General features: G+C 73.3%; 15 protein-coding genes, 1 rRNA gene and 1 pseudogene. 5 read left to right on the top strand and 12 right to left on the bottom strand.

The features are described 5' to 3' along the window. A 16S ribosomal RNA gene (locus tag AB0898_RS06435) occupies nucleotides 1-76 on the bottom strand; the annotation flags it as partial. Between the two features lie 637 nt (nucleotides 77-713). On the opposite strand from AB0898_RS06435, the gene AB0898_RS06430 reads away from it, so the two are divergent. Continuing rightward, a complete protein-coding gene (locus tag AB0898_RS06430; protein WP_366801668.1) occupies nucleotides 714-1,163 on the top strand; it encodes a PTS glucose transporter subunit IIA in 450 nt (149 codons plus the stop codon). 75 nt (nucleotides 1,164-1,238) lie between these two features. Then, on the top strand, nucleotides 1,239-2,909 hold the full coding sequence (ptsP, locus tag AB0898_RS06425; RefSeq protein WP_366801667.1) for a phosphoenolpyruvate--protein phosphotransferase: 1,671 nt from the start codon (nucleotides 1,239-1,241) through the stop codon (nucleotides 2,907-2,909). A 75-nt stretch (nucleotides 2,910-2,984) separates the two neighbouring features. Here the strand turns inward: ptsP and AB0898_RS06420 are convergent, their stop codons facing one another. Together AB0898_RS06420 and AB0898_RS06415 are read right to left on the bottom strand one after the other, a co-directional pair. Beyond that, nucleotides 2,985-3,872 carry a hypothetical protein gene (locus AB0898_RS06420; protein ID WP_366801666.1) on the bottom strand — a complete coding sequence of 296 codons (888 nt, stop codon included), beginning with the start codon at nucleotides 3,870-3,872 and terminating at the stop codon, nucleotides 2,985-2,987. Nucleotides 3,873-3,898: 26 nt separating this feature from the next. After that, nucleotides 3,899-5,170: an MFS transporter gene (locus AB0898_RS06415; RefSeq protein ID WP_366801665.1), complete on the bottom strand. Its 1,272-nt coding sequence runs from the start codon at nucleotides 5,168-5,170 to the stop codon at nucleotides 3,899-3,901. Between the two features lie 45 nt (nucleotides 5,171-5,215). Here AB0898_RS06415 and AB0898_RS06410 point away from each other — a divergent pair, with 45 nt between their 5' ends. After that, complete coding sequence (locus tag AB0898_RS06410) at nucleotides 5,216-6,535, top strand: aminotransferase class I/II-fold pyridoxal phosphate-dependent enzyme (RefSeq protein WP_366801664.1); 1,320 nt, start codon at nucleotides 5,216-5,218, stop codon at nucleotides 6,533-6,535. Between the two features lie 6 nt (nucleotides 6,536-6,541). Here AB0898_RS06410 and AB0898_RS06405 read toward each other — a convergent pair whose 3' ends face one another. Next, nucleotides 6,542-8,509 (bottom strand): acetoacetate--CoA ligase, encoded by a 1,968-nt coding sequence (locus tag AB0898_RS06405; protein ID WP_366801663.1) that lies wholly within the window; start codon nucleotides 8,507-8,509, stop codon nucleotides 6,542-6,544. Between the two features lie 210 nt (nucleotides 8,510-8,719). On the opposite strand from AB0898_RS06405, the gene AB0898_RS06400 reads away from it, so the two are divergent. After that, nucleotides 8,720-11,050 (top strand): glycoside hydrolase family 31 protein, encoded by a 2,331-nt coding sequence (locus AB0898_RS06400; protein WP_366801662.1) that lies wholly within the window; start codon nucleotides 8,720-8,722, stop codon nucleotides 11,048-11,050. A gap of 52 nt (nucleotides 11,051-11,102) precedes the next feature. On the opposite strand, the gene AB0898_RS06395 is transcribed toward AB0898_RS06400, so the two are convergent. The 6 genes and pseudogenes from AB0898_RS06395 to AB0898_RS06370 form a co-directional block, all read right to left on the bottom strand. Then, complete coding sequence (locus AB0898_RS06395; RefSeq protein ID WP_366801661.1) at nucleotides 11,103-11,639, bottom strand: NUDIX domain-containing protein; 537 nt, start codon at nucleotides 11,637-11,639, stop codon at nucleotides 11,103-11,105. A gap of 50 nt (nucleotides 11,640-11,689) precedes the next feature. Next, a complete protein-coding gene (locus tag AB0898_RS06390; RefSeq protein ID WP_366801660.1) occupies nucleotides 11,690-12,295 on the bottom strand; it encodes an ATP/GTP-binding protein in 606 nt (201 codons plus the stop codon). Then, entirely contained in the window at nucleotides 12,276-15,920 is a 3,645-nt protein-coding gene (locus tag AB0898_RS06385) for a hydantoinase B/oxoprolinase family protein (RefSeq protein WP_366801659.1), read from the bottom strand. The genes AB0898_RS06390 and AB0898_RS06385 overlap by 20 nt, the downstream gene beginning before the upstream one ends. Before the next feature lie 24 nt (nucleotides 15,921-15,944). After that, nucleotides 15,945-16,340: a DUF742 domain-containing protein gene (locus AB0898_RS06380; protein ID WP_366801658.1), complete on the bottom strand. Its 396-nt coding sequence runs from the start codon at nucleotides 16,338-16,340 to the stop codon at nucleotides 15,945-15,947. Between the two features lie 9 nt (nucleotides 16,341-16,349). After that, a complete protein-coding gene (locus AB0898_RS06375) occupies nucleotides 16,350-16,772 on the bottom strand; it encodes a roadblock/LC7 domain-containing protein (RefSeq protein ID WP_366801657.1) in 423 nt (140 codons plus the stop codon). A 1,130-nt stretch (nucleotides 16,773-17,902) separates the two neighbouring features. Next, a pseudogene (locus AB0898_RS06370) lies at nucleotides 17,903-20,296 on the bottom strand (nitrate- and nitrite sensing domain-containing protein); the annotation flags it as partial. A 446-nt stretch (nucleotides 20,297-20,742) separates the two neighbouring features. On the opposite strand from AB0898_RS06370, the gene AB0898_RS06365 reads away from it, so the two are divergent. After that, the gene (locus AB0898_RS06365) at nucleotides 20,743-21,312 is read left to right on the top strand and encodes a hypothetical protein (protein ID WP_366801684.1); all 570 of its coding nucleotides are present in this window, start codon (nucleotides 20,743-20,745) and stop codon (nucleotides 21,310-21,312) included. Between the two features lie 73 nt (nucleotides 21,313-21,385). On the opposite strand, the gene AB0898_RS06360 is transcribed toward AB0898_RS06365, so the two are convergent. Further along, entirely contained in the window at nucleotides 21,386-22,582 is a 1,197-nt protein-coding gene (locus tag AB0898_RS06360; protein ID WP_366801655.1) for an FAD-dependent oxidoreductase, read from the bottom strand. Continuing rightward, nucleotides 22,579-22,902, bottom strand: a complete 324-nt coding sequence (locus AB0898_RS06355) for a bifunctional 3-phenylpropionate/cinnamic acid dioxygenase ferredoxin subunit (protein ID WP_366801654.1) — start codon at nucleotides 22,900-22,902, stop codon at nucleotides 22,579-22,581. The genes AB0898_RS06360 and AB0898_RS06355 overlap by 4 nt, the downstream gene beginning before the upstream one ends. Between the last annotated feature and the right edge of the window lie 31 nt (nucleotides 22,903-22,933).

Raw genomic sequence — 22,933 nt, 5'->3', positions numbered from 1 at the left:
TGGTTCATCGTTCGACTTGCATGTGTTAAGCACGCCGCCAGCGTTCGTCCTGAGCCAGGATCAAACTCTCCGTGAATGTTTACCGGTAATCCGGTGCACACATCACGAGAGCGGAACAGTCGAGCGGAATAGGCTCGACCGTTCACAGCGTCCTCGCTGTGTTTTTTCAAAGGAACCTCGTCCCAGCAGAGCTGGAGACGGGGTATCAACTAAATCTGGCGTTGATTTTTGGCACGCTGTTGAGTTCTCAAGGAACGGTCGCTTCCTTTGTACTCACCCTCTCGGGCTTTCCTCCGGGCTTCCCTTCGGTGTTTCCGACTCTATCAGACCGTTTTCCGATCCGATTTCCTCGGTGCTTTCCAGGTTCCCGCTTCCGCGTTTCCCTTTCCGGCGGTCCAAACTCTACCAGGGTTTTTCCGGCCCTCTGAACCATCTGATTTCGCAGGCATGCGAAAGATGATCCAGGGATAGGATCTGACGAGTTTGGGTGCTGCCACCAGAGGCACGCTTTCGCGCCGCCTCCTCTTGGGCAGGACGACGACTGTACACAAGTCCCGGCGGCAGCGCAAACCCCTGCTGTTGGTGGTCTAGACCACTACCTGATAGCTTCTCCGCAGAACTGCGACTACAACTGGCATACGCTGCTGCTCAGTGCGCTGTCCGGGACAGGCGGTGACGGCGCGTATGCACCCCCACTCCTTGGGAGGCCACCCATGACCACCGTGACGTCCCCGCTCGCCGGACGCGCCATCGGACTGGCCGAAGTGCCCGATCCGGTCTTCGCCGGGGCCATGGTCGGCCCGGGCACCGCCATCGACCCCGTGCGCGAGCCCTCCGAGGCCGTCTCCCCCGTGGACGGCGTCATCGTCTCCCTGCATCCGCACGCGTTCGTCGTCGTCGACGACGAGGGGCACGGTGTGCTCGTCCACCTCGGGATCGACACCGTCCAGCTGAACGGCGAGGGCTTCGAGGTCCTCGTGAACAAGGGGGACAGGGTGAAGGGCGGACAGAGCATCGTCCGCTGGGACCCCGCCGCCGTCGAGGCCGCCGGCAAGTCCCCGGTGTGCCCGGTCGTCGCGCTGGAGGCGACGGCCGAGTCCCTTTCCGAGGTGATCGAGGGCGGCCAGGTGCGGCGGGGCGACACCCTCTTCTCCTGGTCCTGACCACAGCCGCCGTCTGACGGCGTACACGAATACCAACTCGGCGGCGGGGGCCGCCGCACTAGCGGAGACGGTGAGATGGAGACAACGCTGCGGGGCGTCGGGGTCAGCCACGGTGTGGCGATCGGCGAAGTCAGGCACATGGGTACGGCGGTGCTCGAGCCGCCGGCCAAGCAGATCGCGGCCGAGGAGGCGGAGCGCGAGCAGGCTCGCGCACGCCAGGCCGTGGACGCGGTGGCGGCCGACCTGGTGGCGCGCGGCAACCTGGCGGGGGGCGAGGCCCAGGCCGTGCTCGAGGCACAGTCCCTCATGGCGCAGGACCCCGAGCTGATGGCGGACGTGGACCGGCGGATCACCGGCGGCAGCACCGCCGAGCGCGCGGTGTACGACGCGTTCGCCGCGTACCGCGAGCTGCTGGCCGCCGCCGGTGAGTATCTGGCTGGCCGGGTGGCCGACCTCGACGACGTGCGCAACCGGATCGTGGCGCGGCTGCTCGGCGTGCCGATGCCGGGTGTGCCGGACAGCGACGAGCCGTATGTGCTCGTGGCCCGGGATCTGGCTCCGGCGGACACGGCGCTGCTCGACCCGGCGCTGGTGCTGGGCTTCGTGACCGAGGAGGGCGGGCCGACCAGCCACAGCGCGATCCTGGCGCGGGCGCTCGGTGTGCCGGCCGTGGTGGCGCTGCCGGGCGCGGGCGAACTGGCCGAGGGCGCGCTGGTCGCGGTGGACGGCAGCACGGGTGACGTGTTCGTGAACCCGGGCGAGGAGACGAAGACGCGGCTGGAGGCCGCGGCGGCCGCGCGCGTGGCCGCCCTGTCCTCCGTCAGTGGCCCGGGTGCCACGGCCGACGGGCACATGGTGCCGCTGCTCGCCAACGTGGGTGGTCCGGCGGACGTGCCCGCGGCGGTGGAGGCCGGGGCCGAGGGTGTGGGGCTGTTCCGCACCGAGTTCCTGTTCCTGGACGACAGCAAGAACGCGCCGTCCGAGAAGAAGCAGGTCGAGGCGTACCGGCAGGTTCTTGAGGCGTTCCCCGAGGGCCGTGTCGTCGTGCGGGTGCTGGACGCGGGTGCGGACAAGCCGTTGGACTTCCTCACCCCCGCCGACGAGCCGAACCCGGCTCTCGGCGTGCGGGGTCTGCGGACGCTGCTCGACCACCCCGAGATCCTGCGCACGCAGCTGACCGCGCTGGCGAAGGCCGCCGAGGGGCTGCCGGTGCGGCTTGAGGTCATGGCGCCGATGGTGGCGGACCGTGCGGATGCCAAGGCGTTCGCGGACGCCTGCCGTGAGGCGGGGCTGAACGCGAAGTACGGCGCGATGGTGGAGATCCCGTCGGCCGCGCTGCGGGCGCGCTCGATCCTCGCGGAGGTGGAGTTCCTGTCGCTGGGCACGAACGACCTCGCGCAGTACACGTTCGCCGCCGACCGGCAGGTGGGCGCGGTGTCGCGGCTCCAGGACCCGTGGCAGCCCGCGCTGCTCGACCTGGTCGCGCTGTCGGCGGAGGCGGCGAAGGCCGAGGGCAAGAGCTGTGGTGTGTGCGGTGAGGCCGCGGCGGATCCGCTGCTGGCGTGTGTGCTGACGGGTCTGGGGGTCACCTCTCTCTCGATGGGTGCGGCGTCCATTCCTTATGTGCGGGCGACGCTGGCGCAGTACACGCTGGAGCAGTGCGAGCGTGCGGCTGCCGCTGCGCGTGCGACGGACAGTGCCGAGGAGGCGCGGGCCGCGGCGCAGGCCGTGCTGTCCGGCGAGTAGGACGTACCGGTCTTCCGGCGCAGGGGCGCCCCGCCTTCGGGTGGGGCGCCCCTCGGCGTTTCCCGGACATGTTCCTCAGTGCCGGTGGTCGGGGCCCTCCTCTCCGAGGTCGGGGGCCGCGCAGTAGTCGACGCCGGATTCGGGGGCGACGAGGTCGCCGGATTCGGCGTCGGTGCAGTAGGCGTCGAAGACCTCGGCGGCGGTGAGGGGTTCGAGTGCGCCGGCGCGGATGCGCCAGCCGTGGACGCGGTCGGGGTGGCCGGGCGTGGTGGTGCGCAGGACGAGGCCGCCGGGGCTGTGGGTGGCGAGGCCGAGGGCGAGGACGCTGGTGAACTCGATGGCCTCGGCCTGGTCGGGTTCGGCGGGTCCGGTGTCCTGCCAGTCGGCGTGGAGCACGGCGACGAGGGTTTCGGGTGGTCCGGAGACGCTGCAGACGAGGTGCAGGTCGCCGGGTGGCGCTGCTTCGAGGACGCGGGCGAGGAGGGCGGCGGCGCGGATGAAGGCGGCGCGGCCGATGTCCTCTCCGCAGGTGGGGCAGGGTCCGAGGCGGGTGAGCAGGGTGGTGGCGTACTCCCAGGTGGCCTGGCGGACCGCCGCGTCGACGAGGGTGGGAAGGAGGGTGGTGAGGGGCTGGCCCTCGTAGGCCAGGGTGGGGCCGAGGGCCGCGAGTTCGGCGGTGAAGCGGCCCCGGCTTGCCGGGGCTCCGGGATCGAGGCCGTTGGCGGTGCAGTACTCGGTGTACTCCTCGGGGTCGAAGAGGGCGAGTGTGGTGTGGCTGCCTTGTGCGGTGCGGGACTTGAGGACGGCTTCCAGGTTCTTGAGGTAGGCCGGGTGATCGTCGAAGGGGAAGCTCTCGTAGCGCCGCATGGTGTGGAAGTCGTGGGCGTCGGTGAGCAGGCCGACGGTGCCGGCGATCTCGCGGTGCAGGGCGCGGCGCTGGGTCCGCTGGTCGGTGTGTGTCATGTGGTGCCCCCGTGATGTTCGGTCGATCAATGCTCACTCACCGTAGCCGGGGGCACTGACAATGGGGTCGGGTGGAGCCGGTCGCGGACCAGGCGGTGCTGGATTCCGCAGGTCAGGGCGATGGTGGTGCCGAGCGCGGTCCAGCCGAGGGGGCCGAGGGTGAGGGCGGCGGTGATGGCGAGGGGGCCGAGGGAGCGCTGTGCGGCCTGGGCGAGGCCGTGGACGCCGAGGTAGGTGCCCTGGGCGTCGTCGGGGGCGAGGGCGACGGAGAGTTCCCAGGAGATGGTGGCGTGCAGCATCTCGGCGAGGGTGAAGAGGGCGGCCGAGGCGGTGAGCAGGCACGTCGCGCGGAGGGGGTCGCCGGTGGCGGAGAGGGTCATGGTGAGGCCGCCCAGGGCGAAAAGGACGGAGAGCGGTGCGAGGAGCCGGCGGGATGCCTCGGTGGTGGCGCCGAAACGGGAGAGCGGTACTTGGAAGGCGACGACCAGCACGTTGTTGAGCACGAGCAGCAGGGGTGCGAGGCCGTGCGGGATGCCTGGGGTGTGGGCGATCCAGAGGGGCAGGCCGATCTTGAAGTAGGTGTCGTCCAGGAAGAGGACGGTTTCGGTGCCGACGTAGGCGAGGTAGGTGCGGTCGCGCCAGGGGGTGCGGGGGCGGATGCGTGGCGTGTCCTTCGCGGTGGCGGCGACGCGGCCGGCCGAGGGGGGTTCGGCGCAGGTGAGGGTGAGCAGGGCGACGGTGATGAAGGAGAGCGCGTCGCCGGTGAGGAGCCAGCGGTAGGCGGTGGTGGTGCCGAGGGTGAGGGCGGCGGCCGCGGCGAGGCCGCCGAGTGCCCAGCCGGCGTTGGAGGCGGTGCGGTTGACGGCCTGGTAGCGGACGCGGTCGGGTCCTGCGACGCGGGTGGCGTAGAGCTTGGTGAGGATGCCGGCGGCGCGGTCGCCGAGGGCGGCGAGGGCGGAGTAGGCGACGAGCAGGGCGTAGTGGTCGGTGGTGAGGAGGGCGAACGAGGCGACGGCGCGCAGGAGTTGGAGGGCGACCAGGAGGTGGGTGAGCGGGAGGCGGTCGGCGAGGCGGCCGCCGAGGGGTGCGCCCGCGATGCCGGCGGCGCCCGCGATCGCGGCGAGGGTGCCGATCTGGGCGGCGGAGAGGTGGGAGACGTAGGTGAAGTACAGGACGGAGACGGAGGCCCACAGGCCGCTGCCGATGCGGTCCAGGAAGGTGACGAGGAGCATCCGGCGCCCGTCGCGGCCTCCTGGTATGCGCGGTCGGTGGTCGGCTGGTCCGGGCTTCGCTGCCACGGTTCCCCCTTGCCTCGATGTATGTACTGATACATAATCAACAACGTGGCAACACAATATGAGATCAGTGGTACGACCGCCAAGGGGATTACGCGCTCCGTCGAACAGGGCGTGGCCGAGGGCGTGTTGGCGCCGGGGGCGGCGCTGCCTCCGGTGCGGCGGCTCGCGGAGGAGTTGGGGGTGAGTCCGGGCACGGTGGCCACCGCGTACAAGGAGCTGCGGCGGCGCGGGATCGTGGTCACGCTCGGCCGGGGCGGCACGGTCGTGGCCGAGGCTCCCTCGGTGGCGTCACGGCGGCCGCCCAAGGTCCCGGACGGGCTGCGGGACTTGGCCGGCGGGCATCCCGATCCGGCGCTGCTGCCCGCGCTGGTGCCGCCCTCGCGCCTCTCCCCCGGTGTCCGCTCGCACCGTTCCGCGCCCCGGCTCGCACGGCTGGAGGACGCGGTGCGCGGGTGGCTGGGGGCGGACGGGGTGCCGGTGGAGCAGGTGACGTTCGCGCACGGGGCGCTGGACTTCATCGGCCGGGTGCTCTCCGTCGAGCTGCGGCCGGGGGACGCGGTGGCGATGGAGGACCCCGGCTATCACCATCTGCTGGACCTGGTCGCGGCGTTGGGGCTGCGGTCGGTGCCGGTCGCGGTGGACGGCGAGGGGATGCGGCCCGAGGAGCTGCGGGACGCGCTGCGGGCCGGGGTGCGGGCGGTGGTGCTGAGTCCGCGGGCGCAGAATCCGTACGGCGGGGCCTTCACCGCTGCGCGCCGGGACGCGCTGGCCGAGGTGCTGCGGGAGGCGCCGGACGTGCTGGTGGTGGAGAACGATCACGCCTCCGACGTGTCCGGCGCGCCGTTGCACACGCCGGCCGGGGCGGGGCTCGCCCGCTGGGCTCATGTGCGGACCGTCAGCAAGTTCCTCGGCACCGACCTGCGGTGGGCGGCCGCCGCGTGCGATCCGGTGACGCTGGCCCGGCACGACGGGCGGCTGCTGCTGACCTCGGGGTGGGTCAGTCATCTGCTCCAGGAGACCGTGTACGGCCTGCTGACGGACGAGGGCACGCGGGAACTGGTGGCACGCGCGCGTACCGCGTACGTCGAGCGCCGGACCGCTCTCGCGGGGGCGCTGGCCGAGCGGGGCATCCCGGCGCACGGGGTGAGCGGGATGAACCTCTGGGTGCCGGTGCGCGACGAGTCGGCCGTGGTGAACGGGCTGCGTTCGCGCGGCTGGTGGGTCGCGGCCGGGGCGCGGTTCCGGCTGGCTTCGGCGCCGGGGGTGCGGATCACCACGGCGGACCTCGAACCGCCGGAGGCGGCCCGGCTGGCCTCGGACTTCGCGGCCGTACTGGGCGAGTCCGAGGCCACCTACGGGGGTTGACCGGGGTCAGCCGCGTTTGCGGGCCAGTTCTTCATAGAAGTGGAGCAGGGTCAGATTGTCGATGGAGCCGGGGTTGACCGCCTTGTCCAGCGGGGTGCCCTGGAGGAGGCGTTTGACCGGCACCTCGATGCGCTTGCCGGTGAGGGTGTGCGGGACGCCGGGCACCTCGATGATCTCGTCCGGGACGTGCCGGGGCGAGAGCTGTTCGCGGATGGCCTTCTTGACGCGGTCACGCAGGGCGTCGTCCAGGACGGTGTCGGGGGCGAGGTGGACGAAGAGGGGCATCCAGTAGCCGCCGTCGGGCTGTTCGATGCCGATGACCAGGGATTCCTTGATCTCGGGGAGCCGCTCGACGACCTCGTAGATGTCGGCGGAGCCCATGCGGACGCCCTGCCGGTTGAGGGTGGAATCCGAGCGGCCGTGGATGATCACCGAGCCGCGTGAGGTGACGGTGATCCAGTCGCCGTGCCGCCAGACGCCGGGGTAGGTCTCGAAGTAGCTCTCGCGGTAGCGGCTGCCGTCGGGGTCGTTCCAGAAGCGGATCGGCATGGAGGGCATCGGGTTGGTGACGACCAGCTCGCCCACCTCGTCCACCAGGGGCTTGCCGCTCGGGTCCCAGGACTGGAGGTCGGTGCCGAGGCCGGGGGCCTGGAGCTCGCCGGTGTAGACCGGCAGGGTGGGGACGGCTCCGGCGAAGCAGGAGCAGACGTCGGTGCCGCCGCTGACGGAGGCGATCCACAGGTCCTCGCGGACCTCGTCGTGCAGCCAGCGGAAGCCGTCCGGGGGCAGGGGCGAGCCGGTGGTGGCGACGCACTGGACCATGGAGAGGTCGAAGTCGCGCGCGGGGTGCACGCCGGCCTTGCGGCACGCCATGACGTACGCCGCCGAGGTGCCGTAGAGCGTGGTGCCGGTGCGTTCGGCGACGCGCCACTGGGCGCCGGTGTCGGGGAAGCCCGGGCTGCCGTCGTACAGGACGATCGTCGTACCCGTGAGCAGGCCGGAGACGAGGAAGTTCCACATCATCCAGCCGGTGGAGGTGTACCAGAAGAAACGGTCCTCTGGGCCGAGGTCGCAGTGCAGGCCGAGCTGCTTGAGGTGCTCGACCAGGATGCCGCCCTGGGACTGGACGATGGCCTTGGGCAGGCCGGTGGTGCCGGAGGAGTAGAGCACCCACAGGGGGTGGCCGAAGGGGACCTGTTCGAAGACGGGCTCGGTGTCGCCGGCGGTCAGCTCCGACCAGTCGAGGGCGCCCTCGGGGGGCTCGGTGCCGAGGAGCGGGATGTGGACGACCGCGCGCAGGGTGGGCAGTTCGCGGCGCAGTTCGGCGACGGTGTCGCGGCGGTCGTGCTCCTTGCCGCCGTAGCGGTAGCCGTCGACGGTGAACAGGACGACGGGTTCGACCTGCTGGAAGCGGTCCAGGACGCTGCGGGCGCCGAAGTCGGGGGCGCAGGAGGTCCACACGGCACCCACGGCGGCGGTGGCGAGCAGGGCGACGACAGCCTCGGGGATGTTGGGCAGATAGCCGCTGACGCGGTCGCCGGGTCCTACGCCGAGCTCGCGCAGGCGGGCGGCCAGCGAGCCGACCTGGCGGCGCAGTTCGGACCAGGTGACGGGGCGCGGTTCATGGGTCTCGTCCACGCAGAGGAGGGCCGCGTCGTCCGGGCGGTCGGCGGCGGCGCGCAGGGCGTGTTCGGCGTAGTTGAGGGTGGCGCCGGGGAACCACTGGGCGCCGGGCAGGGAGCGGTCGCCGAGTACGCGCGCGTAGGGCGTGCCGAAACGGACGTCGAACCATTCGGTGACCGCCCGCCAGAAGGCCTCCGGTTCGGTGACGGACCACTGGTGCAGCGCGAAGTAGCCGCCGTCGGCGGGAGCGCCGTGGTGGTCGGCGGCCCAGGCCTGGAACCGGGTGATGCGGGCCCGGTCGATCCGTTCGGGACCGGGCTGCCAGAGCGGCTGGGGGTTCGCGGTGGACATGGGGCGGCTCCCGGGCTGTACGCGTCGTTGCGTCTCCTGCGTCCGCGCCGAGGTGTGTGCGGGACGGCTGACAGGGACGATGCCATGTGATCGACTTCAGCACCAGGGCACTCCCCACACAGTCCGGGCCGCGTCTATGTGGTCCGGGCCTGGGTGAACGGCAGTTGAACGGCCCGCGTGGGTGGGGCGCTCGGTGACAGGGTGAGCAGCATGGACGGTCGTGACCTGGTGCGTTCGATGAATGAGGTCGGTTCGGGGCGGGCAGCCCGGGCGGTGCGGACGTGGCGGGCCGCGTGGCGCAGACGGCGTGCCGACGCCGTGGGGCTGCCGCCGCGCGGGGCGGAGCGGGCGCGGGTGCCGGGGCAGGTGCGGGAGGCGGTGCCGGAGCCGGGCGGCGGGGTGCTGCGGTTCGAGCGCTCGGAGCTGCGGATCGTGGTGACGGCGGGCGGGGCGGTGTTCTGGGGCTGGGACGGGGCGGGGCCCGAGCCGTCGTACGCCCTGGCCGGGGGCTGTCCCGAGGCCGATCCGCGGGTGGTGCTAGAGCCGGACAAGGACGGCGGCTGGCGGGTGGTGGCCGAGCGGGCGACGGTGACGGTCTCGCGGCACGGGGCGGTGGAGGTGTGCACGCCGGGCGGGGTGGTGCTGCGGCGGGAGCTGCCGCCGCGCTGGTGGGAGCCGGTCGGCGGGGGCGTGGCGCGGTGGACGCTGCGGTCGGAGGTGACGGCGGACGCGCGGTTCTTCGGGCTCGGCGGGCGGGCGTCGGGGCCCCGGCTGCGGGACGGCGCGTACCGGTTGTGGAACGCCGGGCCCGGGCAGGCCGGTGAGCCGCGTACGGCCATGCCGGTGCAGCTGGTGGTGGCGGACGCGGGGGCGCATCTGGTGTTCCACGACACGACGTGGGACGGCACGGTGATCCTGCGGGAGGGCGAGGAGGGCGCCGGGTCGGGGCACGACCGGGCGGGGCGCTGCGAGGTGCGGATGGACGGGGGGCCGCTGCGCTGCTGGGTCGTGGTGGGCACTCCCGCGCGCGTGCTGGGTACGTGGGCGGCGCTGACGGGGGCGGCCGCGCTGCCGCCGGTGTGGGCGCTGGGGCACCACCATGTGCCGGGCCGGCTGTCCGGCGAGGAGGAGCTGCGGCGGCTCGTCGCGGGGTACCGGGAGCGGGAACTGCCGCTGGACGCGGTGCATCTGGGGGCCGGGCGGCGCGGTGAGGCGTTCGCCCCGGACGAGGAGCGGTTCCCGAAGCTCGCCATGGTGGCGGAGGAGCTGGGCCGGGACGGGATACGGCTCGTGCCGGAGGCCGCTCCCGCGGTGCGGGCGGTGCCCGGTGGGGCGGTGTTCGAGGCCGGTCTCGTGACGGACGCGTTCGTACGGGACGGCTCGGGCCGGCCGGTGCGGGCCGAGGCGTGGTGCGGGGAGTCGTACTTCCCGGACTTCACGCACGCGCGCGTACGCGCGTGGTGGGGCGCTCTGTACCGGGAGGGGCGGGAGCAGGGGCTTACGGGTGTCTGGCACACCATGGACGCGCCGACGGTGCTGAGCGCCTTCGGTGAGCCGACGTTGCCGCGTTCGGCTCGGCACGCGCTGGAGGGGCGCGGCGGTGATCACCGGGAGGCGCACAACGTGTACGGCCTCTCCATGGCGCGCGCCGCGTACGAGGGGCTGCGTGAACTGGCGCCCGGGGAGCGGCCCTTCGTGGTGTCCGGGGCCGGCTGGGCGGGCGTGCAGCGCTATGGCGGTGTGGCGGCGGGGAGCGCGGTCGCGGACTGGGCGGGGCTGCGGGCGTCGTTGTCGGAGGTGCTGGGGCTCGGGCTGTGCGGGGTGCCGTTCGCGGGGGTGGACGTCGACGGGGGTGTGCCGGCGGAGCTGTATCTGCGGTCGCTGCAGCTGGGCGCGTATCTGCCGCTGTTCCGTACGCGCGCGGACGGGCGCGGCGGGGCCGGGGAGCCCTGGGAGTTCGGTCCCGTGACGCTGGAGCACGCGCGCGGGGCGCTCGCGGAGCGGCGGCGGCTGTCGCCGTACCTCGTGACGCTGGCGCTGCTGGCGCGGCGGACCGGGGCGCCGTTCGCGCGGCCGGTGTGGTGGGGGTCGCCGGAGGACCGGGCGCTGCGGGACTGCGAGGACGCGTTCCTGCTCGGGGACGCGCTCCTGGTGGCGCCGGTGCTGGCTCCGGGGGCGGACCGGCGGGCGGTGCGGCTGCCGCGCGGGCGCTGGTACGACACGGCGACGGAGCGGGTGTACGAGGGCCCGGCGCAAGTGCTGGTGGACGCGCCGCCGTCGCGGATACCCGTGCTCGCGCGCGCGGGTGCGGTGGTGCCGGTGCGGGGCGCGGACGGGGGGACGGAGCTGGAGGTGTGGGCGCCGGCCCAGGGGCGGACGGGCGGCGGGCTCGTGGTGCGGGACGCGGGTGACGGGTGGGCGGAGCCCGTCGTCGAGCGGTACGCGGTGCGCCGTCGGGGTGCGGAGGTGGTCGTCACCCTGGAGGGGGAGGACGGCTCGGCGGAGCCGCCCTGCCCGGTGCGGATACGGGGGCTGGGGTGAGCCCGTGCGGGTCGGACGCGGCCCCACGGCCGGGACAAGGGCACCGCGCGGGTCAGATGTAGCGGCCCTCGAACCAGGCCCGTGCGGCGAGGGTGTGCAGCGGGAAGGCGAGTTCGTCGGGGGTGCGCAGCAGGTGCCAGCCCTCGGTCTCGTCGGTCGCGGCGGAGGCGGGGAGTCCTTCGGCGGGGCGTTCCGGCAGGAGGCCGAAGAGGAGCAGGTGGCCGTCGGGTGCGCTCATGGCGTCCATGAGGCGCACGTCGCGGGCGGCCGCCTCGATGCCGGTCTCCTCCCTCAGCTCGCGCACGAGGGCGTGTTTCCAGTCCTCGCCGTCGTCGATGTAGCCGCCGGGCAGGGCGACTCCGCCGCGCTCGGGGCCGATGGTGCGGGTGATGACGACCAGGGCGGTGCCCTGGGAGTCGTAGACGGGCTGGAGTGCGACGGCCACGGGCAGCGGGTTGCGGTAGGCGACGGTGCCGCAGGCCGGGCAGGTGCGCGGCCAGCCGGTGATGCCCTCCCCGTAGGGGGCTCCGCAGCTCGAACAGTGCGAGCCGGGCGCGGAGTTGACAGGTGAGTGCTGAGTTTCGGACACGCGCGGACTGTAGCCGATCAGGGGTGGCGCGTCTTCCGGCAGCTGTGTTGTCAGCCGGTGACGGTGCGGCGGCGCTCGGCGGCCTGCTCCATGGCGTGCCGTACGACCCCGATGAGGACCTCCTTGACCGACTCGCGGTCGCGGGCGTCGCACAGCAGCAGCGGCACATGGACGTCGAGGTCGAGGGCCTGGCGGACCGTCTCGGCCGGGTAGCGGTCGGCGCCCTCGAAGCAGTTGACGGCGACGACGAACGGGATCGCGCGCCGCTCGAAGTAGTCGATGGCGGCGAAGCAGTCCTCCAGGCGGCGGGTGTCGGCCAGGACGACCGCGCCGAGCGCGCCCTCCGACAGCTCGTCCCACATGAACCAGAACCGCTCCTGGCCGGGCGTGCCGAACAGGTAGAGCACGAGGTCGGCGCGCAGGGTGATGCGGCCGAAGTCCATGGCGACCGTGGTGGTGTGCTTGCCCTCGATGCCGCTGAGGTCGTCCACGGGGCGCCCGGCCTCGGTGAGGAGCTCCTCGGTGCGCAGCGGGCGTATCTCGCTGACCGCGCCCACCAGGGTGGTCTTGCCGACGCCGAAGCCGCCCGCCACCAGGATCTTGAGCGTGACGGGCTCGACCGGGGTCTTGGCGCGTTCAGGTCGTCGGAAGACCATCGGGCTCTTCTCCTGCTCGGTGAGGGGCGGAGGACGGCGGGCCGTAGCCGCCGCCACCAGGGGTTTCGATGACGAGTACATCGCCGGGTCCGACCTCGGCCGAGCCGCTGCCGCCCAGGTCGGTCACGGTGCCGTCGGCGTGCTCCACCCGGTTGGCGCCGAGCGCTCCGGGGGCGCCGCCCGCCATGCCGTAGGGCGGGATTCGGCGGTGCTGGGAGAGGGTGGAGACGGTCATGGGCTCCAGGAAGCGGATACGGCGCACCACGCCGTCCCCGCCGCGCTCCCGGCCCGCGCCGCCGCTCCCCTGCCGTACGGCGAACTCCTCCAGGCGGACCGGCAGGCGCCATTCCAGGATCTCGGGGTCGGTGAGGCGCGAGTTGGTCATGTGGGTCTGTACGGCGTCGGCGCCCGGGTAGCCGGGTCCGGCGCCGGAGCCCGAGGCGATCGTCTCGTAGTACTGGTGGCGTGCGTTGCCGAAGGTGACGTTGTTCATGGTGCCCGAGCCCTCGGCCTGGACGCCGAGCGCGGCGTAGAGGGCGCCGGTGAGGGCCTGGGAGGTCTCGACGTTCCCGGCGACGACGGCGGCGGGCGGCTCGGGCGCGAGCATCGAGCCGGGCGGTACGACGATGTCCAGGGGGCGCAGGCAGCCGTCGTTGAGCGGGATGTCGTCCGCGACCAGGGTGCGGAAGACGTAGAGGACGGCGGCGTGCACGACCGAGGTGGGGGCGTTGAAGTTGGTGCCGAGCTGGGGCGAGGTGCCGGTAAAGTCGATGGTGGCGCGGCGCCCGGCGCGGTCCACGCGCACGCGTACGCGGATGACGGCGCCGGAGTCGGTCTCGTAGGCGTACTCACCGTCGTCCAGGGCGTCGATGACGCGGCGGACGGCTTCCTCGGCGTTGTCCTGGACGTGCCGCATGTACGCCTGGACGACGTCGAGGCCGAACTCCTCGATCATCCGGCGGACTTCGTCGACGCCTTTCTGGTTGGCGGCGATCTGGGCGCGCAGGTCGGCGAGGTTGGTGCGGACGTTGCGGCTGGGGTACGGCGCCTCGGTGAGCAGCCGGCGGGTCTCTTCCTCGCGCAGGCGGCCGTTCTCGGTGAGCGGCCAGTTGTCGAAGAGGACGCCCTCCTCGTCGATGGTGCGGCTGTGGGCCGGCATGGAGCCGGGGGCGATGCCGCCGATCTCGGCGTGGTGGCCGCGTGAGGCGACGTAGAAGAGCACGGTGGGCTCACCCTGCGTGGCGGTCGCGCCGTCCGTGCCGAACACCGGGGTGATCACGGTGACGTCGGGGAGGTGGGTGCCGCCGTGGTACGGGTCGTTGACGGCGTAGGTGTCGCCCGGGCGCATGGCGGGGCCACGGCGGCGGACGACCTCCTTGACGGCGGTGCCCATGGAGCCCAGGTGGACGGGGATGTGGGGGGCGTTGGCGACGAGGTTGCCGTCGGGGTCGAACAGGGCGCAGGAGAAGTCCAGGCGTTCCTTGATGTTGACGGACTGAGCCGTCGATTCGAGCCGGGCGCCCATCTGTTCCGCGATCGACATGAAGAGGTTGTTGAAGACCTCCAGCAACACCGGATCGACTTCCGTGTCCGGACGGGAACTCCGCGTGACGGCCGTCCGTTCCATGACCAGATGTCCGTCGTCGTTCGCCGCGGCACGCCAGCCGTCGTCGACCACGGTGGTGGACCCGGCCTCGGTGATGACCGCGGGGCCGGTGACGGTCTCGCCGGGAGGAAGGTCCTCGCGGCGGTGGAGGGGTACGTCGCGCCAGGCGCCGCCGGTGTGGAGGAGGGCGGTGCCCGGTTCGACGGGCTGGCCTTCGTAGGGGGCGAGGGCGGAGAGATCGGGGGGCGGGGTGAGGCCGGTGGCTTCGACGGAGAGGGATTCGACGACGACGGGGCGGTCCAGGGTGAAGGAGTACGTGGCGCGATGACGTTCCTCGAAGGCGCGCCGCATCGTCTCGGGGTCGGTCAGTTCGACGGTCAGGGCGGTGTCGGTGCCGTCGTAGCGCAGTTGGGCGCGGCGGACGGTCTCGACGCGGTCGTCCGGGACGTGTTCGGCGCGCAGTTCGGCGCGGGACGCGTCCTCCAACTCGTCGGCGGTGCGCAGGACTTCGCGCATGGAGTCGTCCGTCAGGGGTGTCTCGACGGACTGTTCGCGCATGGCCGTGGTGTCCGCCAGGCCGATGCCGAGCGCGGAGAGCAGGCCCGCCATGGGCGGCACGAGGACGGTGCGGATGCCGAGGGCGTCCGCGACCCGGCAGGCGTGCTGGCCGCCCGCGCCGCCGAAGGTGGTCAGCGCGTAGCGGGTGACGTCGTGGCCCTGCTGGACGGAGATCCGCTTCACGGCGTTGGCGATGTTCGCGACGGCGATCCGCAGATAGCCCTCGGCCACGTCCTCGGGGGTGCGGTCGTCGCTGGTGCGCTCGCGGATCTCGGCGGCGAGTGCGGTGAAGCGGTCCCGGACGAGGTCCGCGTCCAGGGGCTGGTCGCCGCCCGGGCCGAAGACGGCCGGGAAGTGGGCGGGCTGGATGCGGCCGAGCATGACGTTGGCGTCGGTGACGGTGAGGGGGCCGCCCGCGCGGTAGCAGGCGGGGCCGGGTTCGGCGCCGGCCGAGTCGGGGCCGACGCGGTAGCGGGAGCCGTCGAAGTGCAGGACCGAGCCGCCGCCGGCGGCCACGGTGTGGATGTCGAGCATGGGCGCGCGCAGCCGGACACCCGCGATCCGGGTGGTGAGGACGCGTTCGTACTCCCCCGCGTAGTGCGAGACGTCGGTGGAGGTGCCGCCCATGTCGAAGCCGATGACGCGGTCGAAGCCGGCGAGGTGCGACATCCGCGCCATGCCGACGATGCCGCCCGCCGGGCCGGACAGGATCGCGTCCTTGCCGCGGAACCGGTGCGCCTCGGTGAGGCCGCCGTTGGACTGCATGAACATCAGCCGTACGTCGCGCAGTTCGTCCGCGACATGGCGGACGTAGCGGTGCAGGACGGGCGAGAGGTAGGCGTCGACCACGGCGGTGTCGCCGCGCGGGACGAGCTTCATGAGCGGGCTGACCTCGCTGGAGAGCGAGATCTGCGGGAAGCCGACGCGCTCCGCCAGCTCGCCGACGGCCTGCTCGTGGGCGGGGTGCAGATGGCTGTGGAGGCAGACGACGGCGACCGCGCGGATGCCGTCGTCGTGGGCGCGGCGCAGCTCCCGTTCGAGCGCGTCGAGATCGGGCGCGCGCAGCACGGTTCCGTCGGCGGCGATCCGCTCGTCCACCTCCAGTACGCGCGCGTAGAGCTGTTCGGGCAGTTCGATGCGGCGGGCGAAGATGCGGGGGCGGTCCTGGTAGGCGATGCGCAGGGCGTCGCGGAAGCCGCGCGTGATCACCAGGAGGGTGCGTTCGCCCGTGCGTTCCAGCAGGGCGTTGGTGGCCACGGTGGTGCCCATGCGGACGGAGTCGACGGGCTCCGGGGAGTCGCCGAGCAGCCCGCGGACCCCGGCGACGGCCGCGTCTGCGTACCGTGCCGGGTTCTCCGAGAGCAGTTTGCGGGTGACCAGGGTGCCGTCGGGGCGGCGCGCCACGATGTCGGTGAAGGTGCCGCCCCGGTCGATCCAGAACTGCCAGCCCGTGCCTGCCATGTCACCACCCCGCTGTCGCGCCGGTCACAGGGCCCGGAGGCCGTCGATCACGTCGCGCAGGATACCTTCGTCCGGCAGTTCCGCCGGGGGTACCGGACGCGTCACATGGACGAATCGCGCGTGCACGAGGTCGCCGATGAACACGCGGACCACGCCGACCGGGAGGTCGAGCCCGGCGGCGAGTTCGGCGACCGACTGCGGGGTGTCGCGGCAGAGTCCGACGATCTCCACGTGCTCGGGGGCCAGTTCCGGGTCCGCCTCCGGGTCGGCCGCGTCGGGTTCCGTCACGACGACCGCGATCAGGTCGAGGAACTCCTCGGTGGCGCTCGTGGTGCGGCCGCGCGTCATGGCGTACGGACGGACGACGGGACCGGCCTCGTCGTCGAACCAGTGACGGCCTCCCTGGCCCTTGCGGCTCATGCTCGGTGACTACCCGCCCGCGCGCGGGGTGCTGCCCAGGTGGACGCCGACCCGCTTGACCAGGAGCGTCATCTCGTAGGCGACCTGGCCCACGTCGGAGTCGGATTCGGCGAGGACGGCGAGGCAGCTGCCGTCGCCCGCGGCGGTGACGAACAGGAAGGCGTCGTCCAGTTCGACCACGGTCTGGCGGACGCTGCCCGCGTCGAAGTGCCGCCCGACCCCCTTGGCGAGGCTGTGGAAGCCGGACGCCACGGCGGCCAGGTGTTCGCCGTCCTCCCGGGTGAGGTCCTTGGACACGCCGGTGGCGAGGCCGTCGCCGGAGAGCACGACGGCCTTGCGGATGCTGGCGACGCGGTCGACGAGTTCGTCCAGGAGCCAGTTCAGCTCCTTCTTCACGGTCTCCGAGTGGCCGATCGTCTTCGGTGCGGTCATCGACCGTCTCCCTTGGTCGTTCCTGGTGCTGTGCCGTGGCGGGCCTCGTAGCCCGCCGCGTTCTCCTCGCGGCCGCGCTGCCAGCCGCGCTGGAGCGCGGCCATGCGGGTGCGGACCTCGTCGGCGTCCCGCGGGGGTGGCTCCGCCGGTCGCGCGGTCGGCTTCCGGCGGGAGTCCTGCTTCAACTGCGGTGCCAGGCTGGCCTGGCGGACCCGCCTGGGGAGGGGGGCGGTGCCCTCCGGGGGTGTACCGGTGCCGGTGCCCTGGCGGGCGGCCGTGCGCCGGCGTGGGTCCGGGGTGTCGGCCGGCGTGGCGCCCCGGGGGGTGGCGGGATCGTGGGAAGGCATGCCCTGGGGCGTGGTCGGGGCGCCGGTCGGTGTGCGGTGCGGGTCGGCGGCGCCGGGGGGCGTGGTGCCCTGGCGGGCGGCCGTGCGCCGGCGGAGGTCGGAGGCGCCGGTCGGTGTGCCCTCGCTGGCCGCGGTGTCCTCGTGGGCGGGCGTTGCGGGGCGGGGGCGTCGGGGGAGGTCCTCGGACGGGGAGGTCCAGGGGGTCACGGGCCCGGGCGGCTCGGGGGTGTCGGCCTGGCCTGCCGGGAGGGTGGGGCCGTTGATGTCGGTGGGCTCGTCGGCGGTGTCCTGCGACCAGGCGGAGCCTGCGGCGGGAGTGGGGCCCAGTACGCCCATGGGATCGGTGAAACCCGTCGGGCCGTTGAAGACGTGGGGGCCGCTGGAACCCGTGGGGGCCGTGAACGGGGTGGAGTGCTCGGGGTACGTCAGGTCGTCGTCCGGGCCGAGGACACCCATCGGGTCGGGGAAGCCGGTGGGAGCGACGGGGCCGGAGAGGCCCACGGGACCCGGGCTGCCTCCGGATCCGAATGGGCTGGCGGTGCCGAAGAGACCCGTGTCACCGGAGGAGTCGGCGGAACCGGAGGGAGCGGCAGGACCCGCCTGGCCGACCACGCCCGCACGGTCCGAGGGGCTGGTCGAGCCGCCCCAGTCCGTCAGACCTCCGTGCCCCGGAATACCGGTCGGGCTGACCGAGTCCGTCAGGTCCGCGCGGCCCGGGGGATTGTCGAAGCCGTCCGAGCCAGGCAGACCCGCGCGGCCCAAGGGACCGGCAGAGCCGAACGGATCGGCCGAGCCCTCGTCGTCCGGGAGAGCCGCGAGGCCTGCCACATCCTCCAGACCCGCACGCCGCAAGGCGCCGGCAGAGCCGAACGGATCGGCCGCGCCCTCGTCATCCGAAAGGCCCGCAGAGTCAATCGAGTCAGCCAGGCTCCCACGGCCCGAGAGGCCCGCGGAATCGGCCGAGTCGGCCGGGTCCAGGTGGCGTGAAGGGCCGGTCGGGGTCGCCGAGTCGGAGTTCGTGGACGGCGGGGCGTCCTCGCTCCTGCGGCGGCGGGTCGGGAGAGGCGGGGGTGTGCGTGAGGGGAGGGCGGGGTCGGGGTCCGGGGTGGGGACGTAGCCGCGGGGGCGGAAGATGGCGCCGCGTTCGGTCTCGGTGTCCTGGAGGGCGCCGGGGAAGTCGTCGGGGCCGGACGGCTCGGGCGCGGAAGGCGCGGGGAGCGGGGTCGCCGGGGTCTTCGTCAGGCGGGCCGGGTCCAGGCGGATGCCGACGCCGTTGGTGCCCGGGTCGTCGTCGCTGAGGAGGGCGTCGGGGATGAAGACGACGGCCGTGGTGCCGCCGTACGGCGAGGGCTGGAGGGAGACGCGTACCTTCTGGCGGCGGGCGAGCCGGCTGACCACGAACAGGCCGAGCCGGTCGGTGTCGGAGAGTTCGAACTCGGGGGTCTCCGCGAGCCGGAGGTTGGCGTCGAGGAGGGTGTCGGCGGTCATGCCGAGGCCCCGGTCGTGGATCTCCAGGGTGAAGCCGTTGCCGACCCGTTCGCCGACGACCTGGACGGCGGTGTGCGGCGGGGAGAACACGGTCGCGTTCTCCAGGAGTTCGGCCACCAGATGGGTGAGGTCGGAGACGGCGGGCCCGGTGACGGCGATGCTGGGCAGCCGCCGTACCTCGATGCGCTCGTAGTCCTCGACCTCCGCGATGGCGGCGCGTACGACGTCCATCAGGCGGATGGGGCGGCGCCACTGCCGCGAGGGCACGGCGCCGGAGAGGATCACCAGGCCCTCGGCGTGCCGGCGCATCCGGGTGGTGAGGTGGTCCAGGCGGAAGAGGTCCGCGAGTTCGGCGGTGTCCTCGGTGCGGCGCTCCATGGTGTCGAGCAGGGTGAGCTGCTTGTGCAGCAGCACCTGGCTGCGGCGGGCGAGGTTGACGAAGACCTCGGAGACACCGGCGCGCAGTTCGGCCTGCTTGACGGCGGCCTCGACGGCGGCGCGCTGGAGGGTGTTGAGGGCCTGGCCGACTTCGCCGATCTCGGTCTTGTCGTACTCGCGCCGGGGCACCTCGCTCTCCACGTCGACCTGTTCGCCGGTGGTGAGGCGGCGCATCAGGTTGGGCAGCCGGGTGCCGGAGGCCTCGTGCGCCTCGCGGCTCAGCTGCCGCAGGTCGCGGATGAGGCGGCGGCCGACGCGTACGGACAGGACGAGGGAGACGAGGACGGCGACGAGGCCGAGGACGCCGACCACGGCGGCCTGGGCGATGACGCCGATGGCGACGGGCTGGATCCGGTCGCGGAGGCGGTCGCCCGCCTGCTCGTCCAGCTTGCGGAGTTCGTAGAGGACTCCGCTCGCGGCGGCCTGCCAGGCGGTGGCGGTGACTCCGCGCGGGGTGCCGGAGTCGGTGGCCACGACGTTGCGTTCGGCCACGCGCAGCGGGGCGGTGGCGGCGTTGCGCCAGAAGTGCTCGTAGCGTTCGCGCTCGGCGGCGGGCAGCAGCGGCAGGCTGATGCCGTAGAGCAGGTCGCGCTGGGCGACGAGGTCGGAGATCTGCCGGGTTTCGGTGCGGGTGAGGCGGCCGACGACCAGGGAGGAGGCGAGCAGGGCGTCCTCGCGGGAGAGGAGTTCGCGGGCGCGCGTGGTGTTGACGAGGGCGGCCGCCTGCTTGTCCATCTCCACGTCGTCGATGCCGTCGACGGCGACGATCAGGGCGTAGCAGGGGTCGACGAGGCGGTTGTAGAGGTCGAGGGCCTCGGCGCGGGTGACGGTGCGCTCCTCGACGCCGCGCCGCAGGGACTCCAGGCCGCCGAGGGCGTCCAGGACGGCGGTGAGGCGTTCTCCGTCCTCGCCGCGTACGGCCGCGCGGGTGTCGCGGTCACGGGCGTTCGCGTGCAGCCGGGCGACGGCCTTGTCGGTGTCGGTGCGGGCGCGGTGGAGCGCGGTGAGGGCGTCGGCGGCGCGCGGGTCGGCGAGGTAGATCAGGCTCTGGCGGCGTTCGCCCTGCAGGAGGCGGACGGTGGCCTCGGTGGGATGGCCGACGGCGTCTACGGCGCGGGAGACGCGCAGCATCCGGGTGACCTCGCGCCCCGTCAGCACCGTGGCGAAGCCCCAGACGGCGGTCAGGGACACCAGGGGCACGAGGAGGAGCGCCACGATCTTCCGGCGGATCGATTTCCCGCGAAAGCGCATGGCCTCCCCCAGCTCGGCCCGCGCCGGGCGCGGAGTGTGGATGTCCCGACTCGGAACGGCGCGAGCCTACTACCGCCCCAGACGTAACTCGAAGACGTGTCTGACGCGCGAACTTCCTTGTGCACAAAGAAAGATGGCGAGTTGTCAGGGCATTGCGGGAGATTGCCGCCGCACCGGGGCACGGGGCATGCCCGGCACGGCCGAAATGGCGCGGACGGCGGTTGGCCGAAATTTTTCCCGGACCGGGAATCTTCGCGCCGTCCCGTGCGTCCTTGTCCATGGGGAACGCACGGGGAATCGTCGGGGAGACGGGGACGGAATCGGCCACAGGAGCCGCGTCCCGCGTCCGGGCGGCGTAAATCAGCGCAAGCCGGGCAGCCACTGGGGAGTCGGAGCTTTCGGGTTCCGGGGCGAGCGGTGTGCCGGCGGTGGGGAGTGACACGGTGATGGGCACGGCGGAGCGGCGCGAGGCGCCCGAGAAGAGCGTGGCGGTGCGCTCGGCGCCCGGGCGGGACCGGAAGGTGCCCGGTCAGGCCGGCGGGACGCGCGGACACACGCGCGGGAACACAGGGGAGTACGCGGCGCGGGAGCACCCCGGATCGTACGGGCAGGGCACGCGGGCCGCGTACCGGCCGCTGTGGGTGGAGGAGCCGGCCCGGCGGCGCCGGCTGCCCGATCCGGTGCGGACGTCGGCGGTGCGGGCGGTGCTGCTCGCCGCGGTGACGCTGATCCAGGCGATGGTGGCGTTCCTGTGCACCATGGCGGGGTCGTGGCTCGCGTTCCCCATGGTGATCAGCAGTGTGGCGAGCACGGTGGTGGCGACCTGGGCGGTGGTCGATGTCTGGGTGACCCGTCAGGTGTGGAACCAGCGGTACGGCGTGGTCTCCGAGCCCAGCAGTACGGCGCGGTCGCTGCGCCGGGAGCGGCGGGCGGCGCGGCGGCGTGAGCGGGCCGCGCGGCGCGAGCAGGGGCGGATATCCGGGCGGAGCGGCGCGGGGCAGCTGTCCCACTCGTAGGAGTGGGCGCGGCCGTCCTCACGGGAATGGCCGCGTCCGCCCTCGCAGGGCCGGCCGCCTCCGCCGGGTCCGCTCAGAACGCTGCCGTCTCGGCCTCCTTCTCCTCCCGTTTCTCCTCGCGCCCGAGTTCCCGGCGGGCGCGGGTGAACGCCTTCGTCCGGTCCACCGCGAGGACGGCGACGGTGCGGCCGTCGCGTTCGTAGCGGGCCAGGAAGCCCTCGGGGCCCGGGGCGCCGTCGTCGAGGCTGCCCTCCGTGACGCGGACGGTGTCGCCGTCGCGGCGGCTGCCCGCGAACTGCAGCCGGGAGCCGTACTGTTCGGACCAGAAGTACGGCACCGGGCGGCCGGTCTCCCGGGTGTGCCCGGCGAGCAGCGTGGCCACGGCGGTCCGGGGCTGGAGTGTCGCGGCGGTCCAGTGCTCGGAGCGGACCCCGTCCACGCGGGCCACGTCACCGGCCGCGACCACCTGCGGCAGCGGGGTCGCGCAGCCCGCGTCGCAGAGGACGCCGTCGCGCAGGGGCAGCCCCGAGCCCGCGAGCCAGTCGGTGTTCGGCGTCGCGCCGATGCCGGTGACGACCAGATCGGCGGGGAGCGTGCGCCCGTCGGCGAGGTCCACGGCGGTGACCGTGCGGGTGCCGCGCAGCGCGGCGACGCCCGTGCCGGTGATCAGGCGGACCCCGGCCCGGTGGTGCAGTGCCGCGCAGACGGCGGCCATCTCGGGGCCGAGCTGGGGCAGCAGTGGGAGCGGTGCCGCCTCCACGACCGTGACCTCGTGGCCGAGTACGGCACAGGAGGAGGCGGTCTCGGCGCCGATGAAGCCCGCGCCGATGACGACGACCCGGCGCGGGCCTCCGGTGAGAGCGGTGCGCAGGGAGCGGGCGTCGTCCAGGGTGCGCAGGGTGTGGACGCCCGTGGGTGTGGGACCGGGAAGGCGGCGCGCGCGGGCGCCGGTGGCGATGACGACGCCGTCGGTGGTGACGGTGCGGCCGGTGTGCAGCCGTAACGCGCGGGTGCGGGGGTCGAGTCCGGTCGCGCGGACGCCGAGCAGCCACTCGGCGTCGAGCGTGGCCCGGTCCTCGGCGTCGGTGAGGGCGAGGCGGGACTCGTCGGCGCGGCCGGTGAGGAAGTCCTTGGAAAGGGGCGGGCGGTCGTAGGGGCGGTGGGGTTCGTCGCCGACGATCACCAGTCGGCCGTCGAAGCCCTGGGCGCGCAGTTCCCGGGCGGCGTACAGCCCGGCGAGGGAGGCGCCGACGACGGTCACGGTCCTCATGCGGCGGTGCCCTCCCGTGCGGTGAGGTGGACGTGGACGACGCCGTCCTCGACGGTGACGCGGTGGGTGCGCACGGGCCGCCGTGCGGGGAGGCAGGTCGGCTCGCCCGTGCGCAGATCGAAGGAGGCGGCGTGCAGCGGGCATTCGACCAGGCAGCCCTCCAGCCAGCCCTCGGAGAGGGAGGCGTCCTGGTGGGTGCAGGTGTCGTCGATGGCGTACAGCTCACCGTCGTCGGTGCGGAACACGGCGACCGGCGGTGTGGTCGCGACGCGGACGGACTCGCCCTCGGGGAGGTCTTCGAGGCGGCAGACGGGAATCACGGGCCCCCCTCAACGGAACGCGGAAGCGGAG

The sequence above is a fragment of the Streptomyces sp. NPDC005435 genome (assembly GCF_040703155.1).
In the GTDB taxonomy this organism is placed as follows: domain Bacteria; phylum Actinomycetota; class Actinomycetes; order Streptomycetales; family Streptomycetaceae; genus Streptomyces.
The sequence above is the reverse complement of the archived record's forward strand: the minus strand, read 5'-3'. Positions and strand labels throughout refer to the sequence as shown.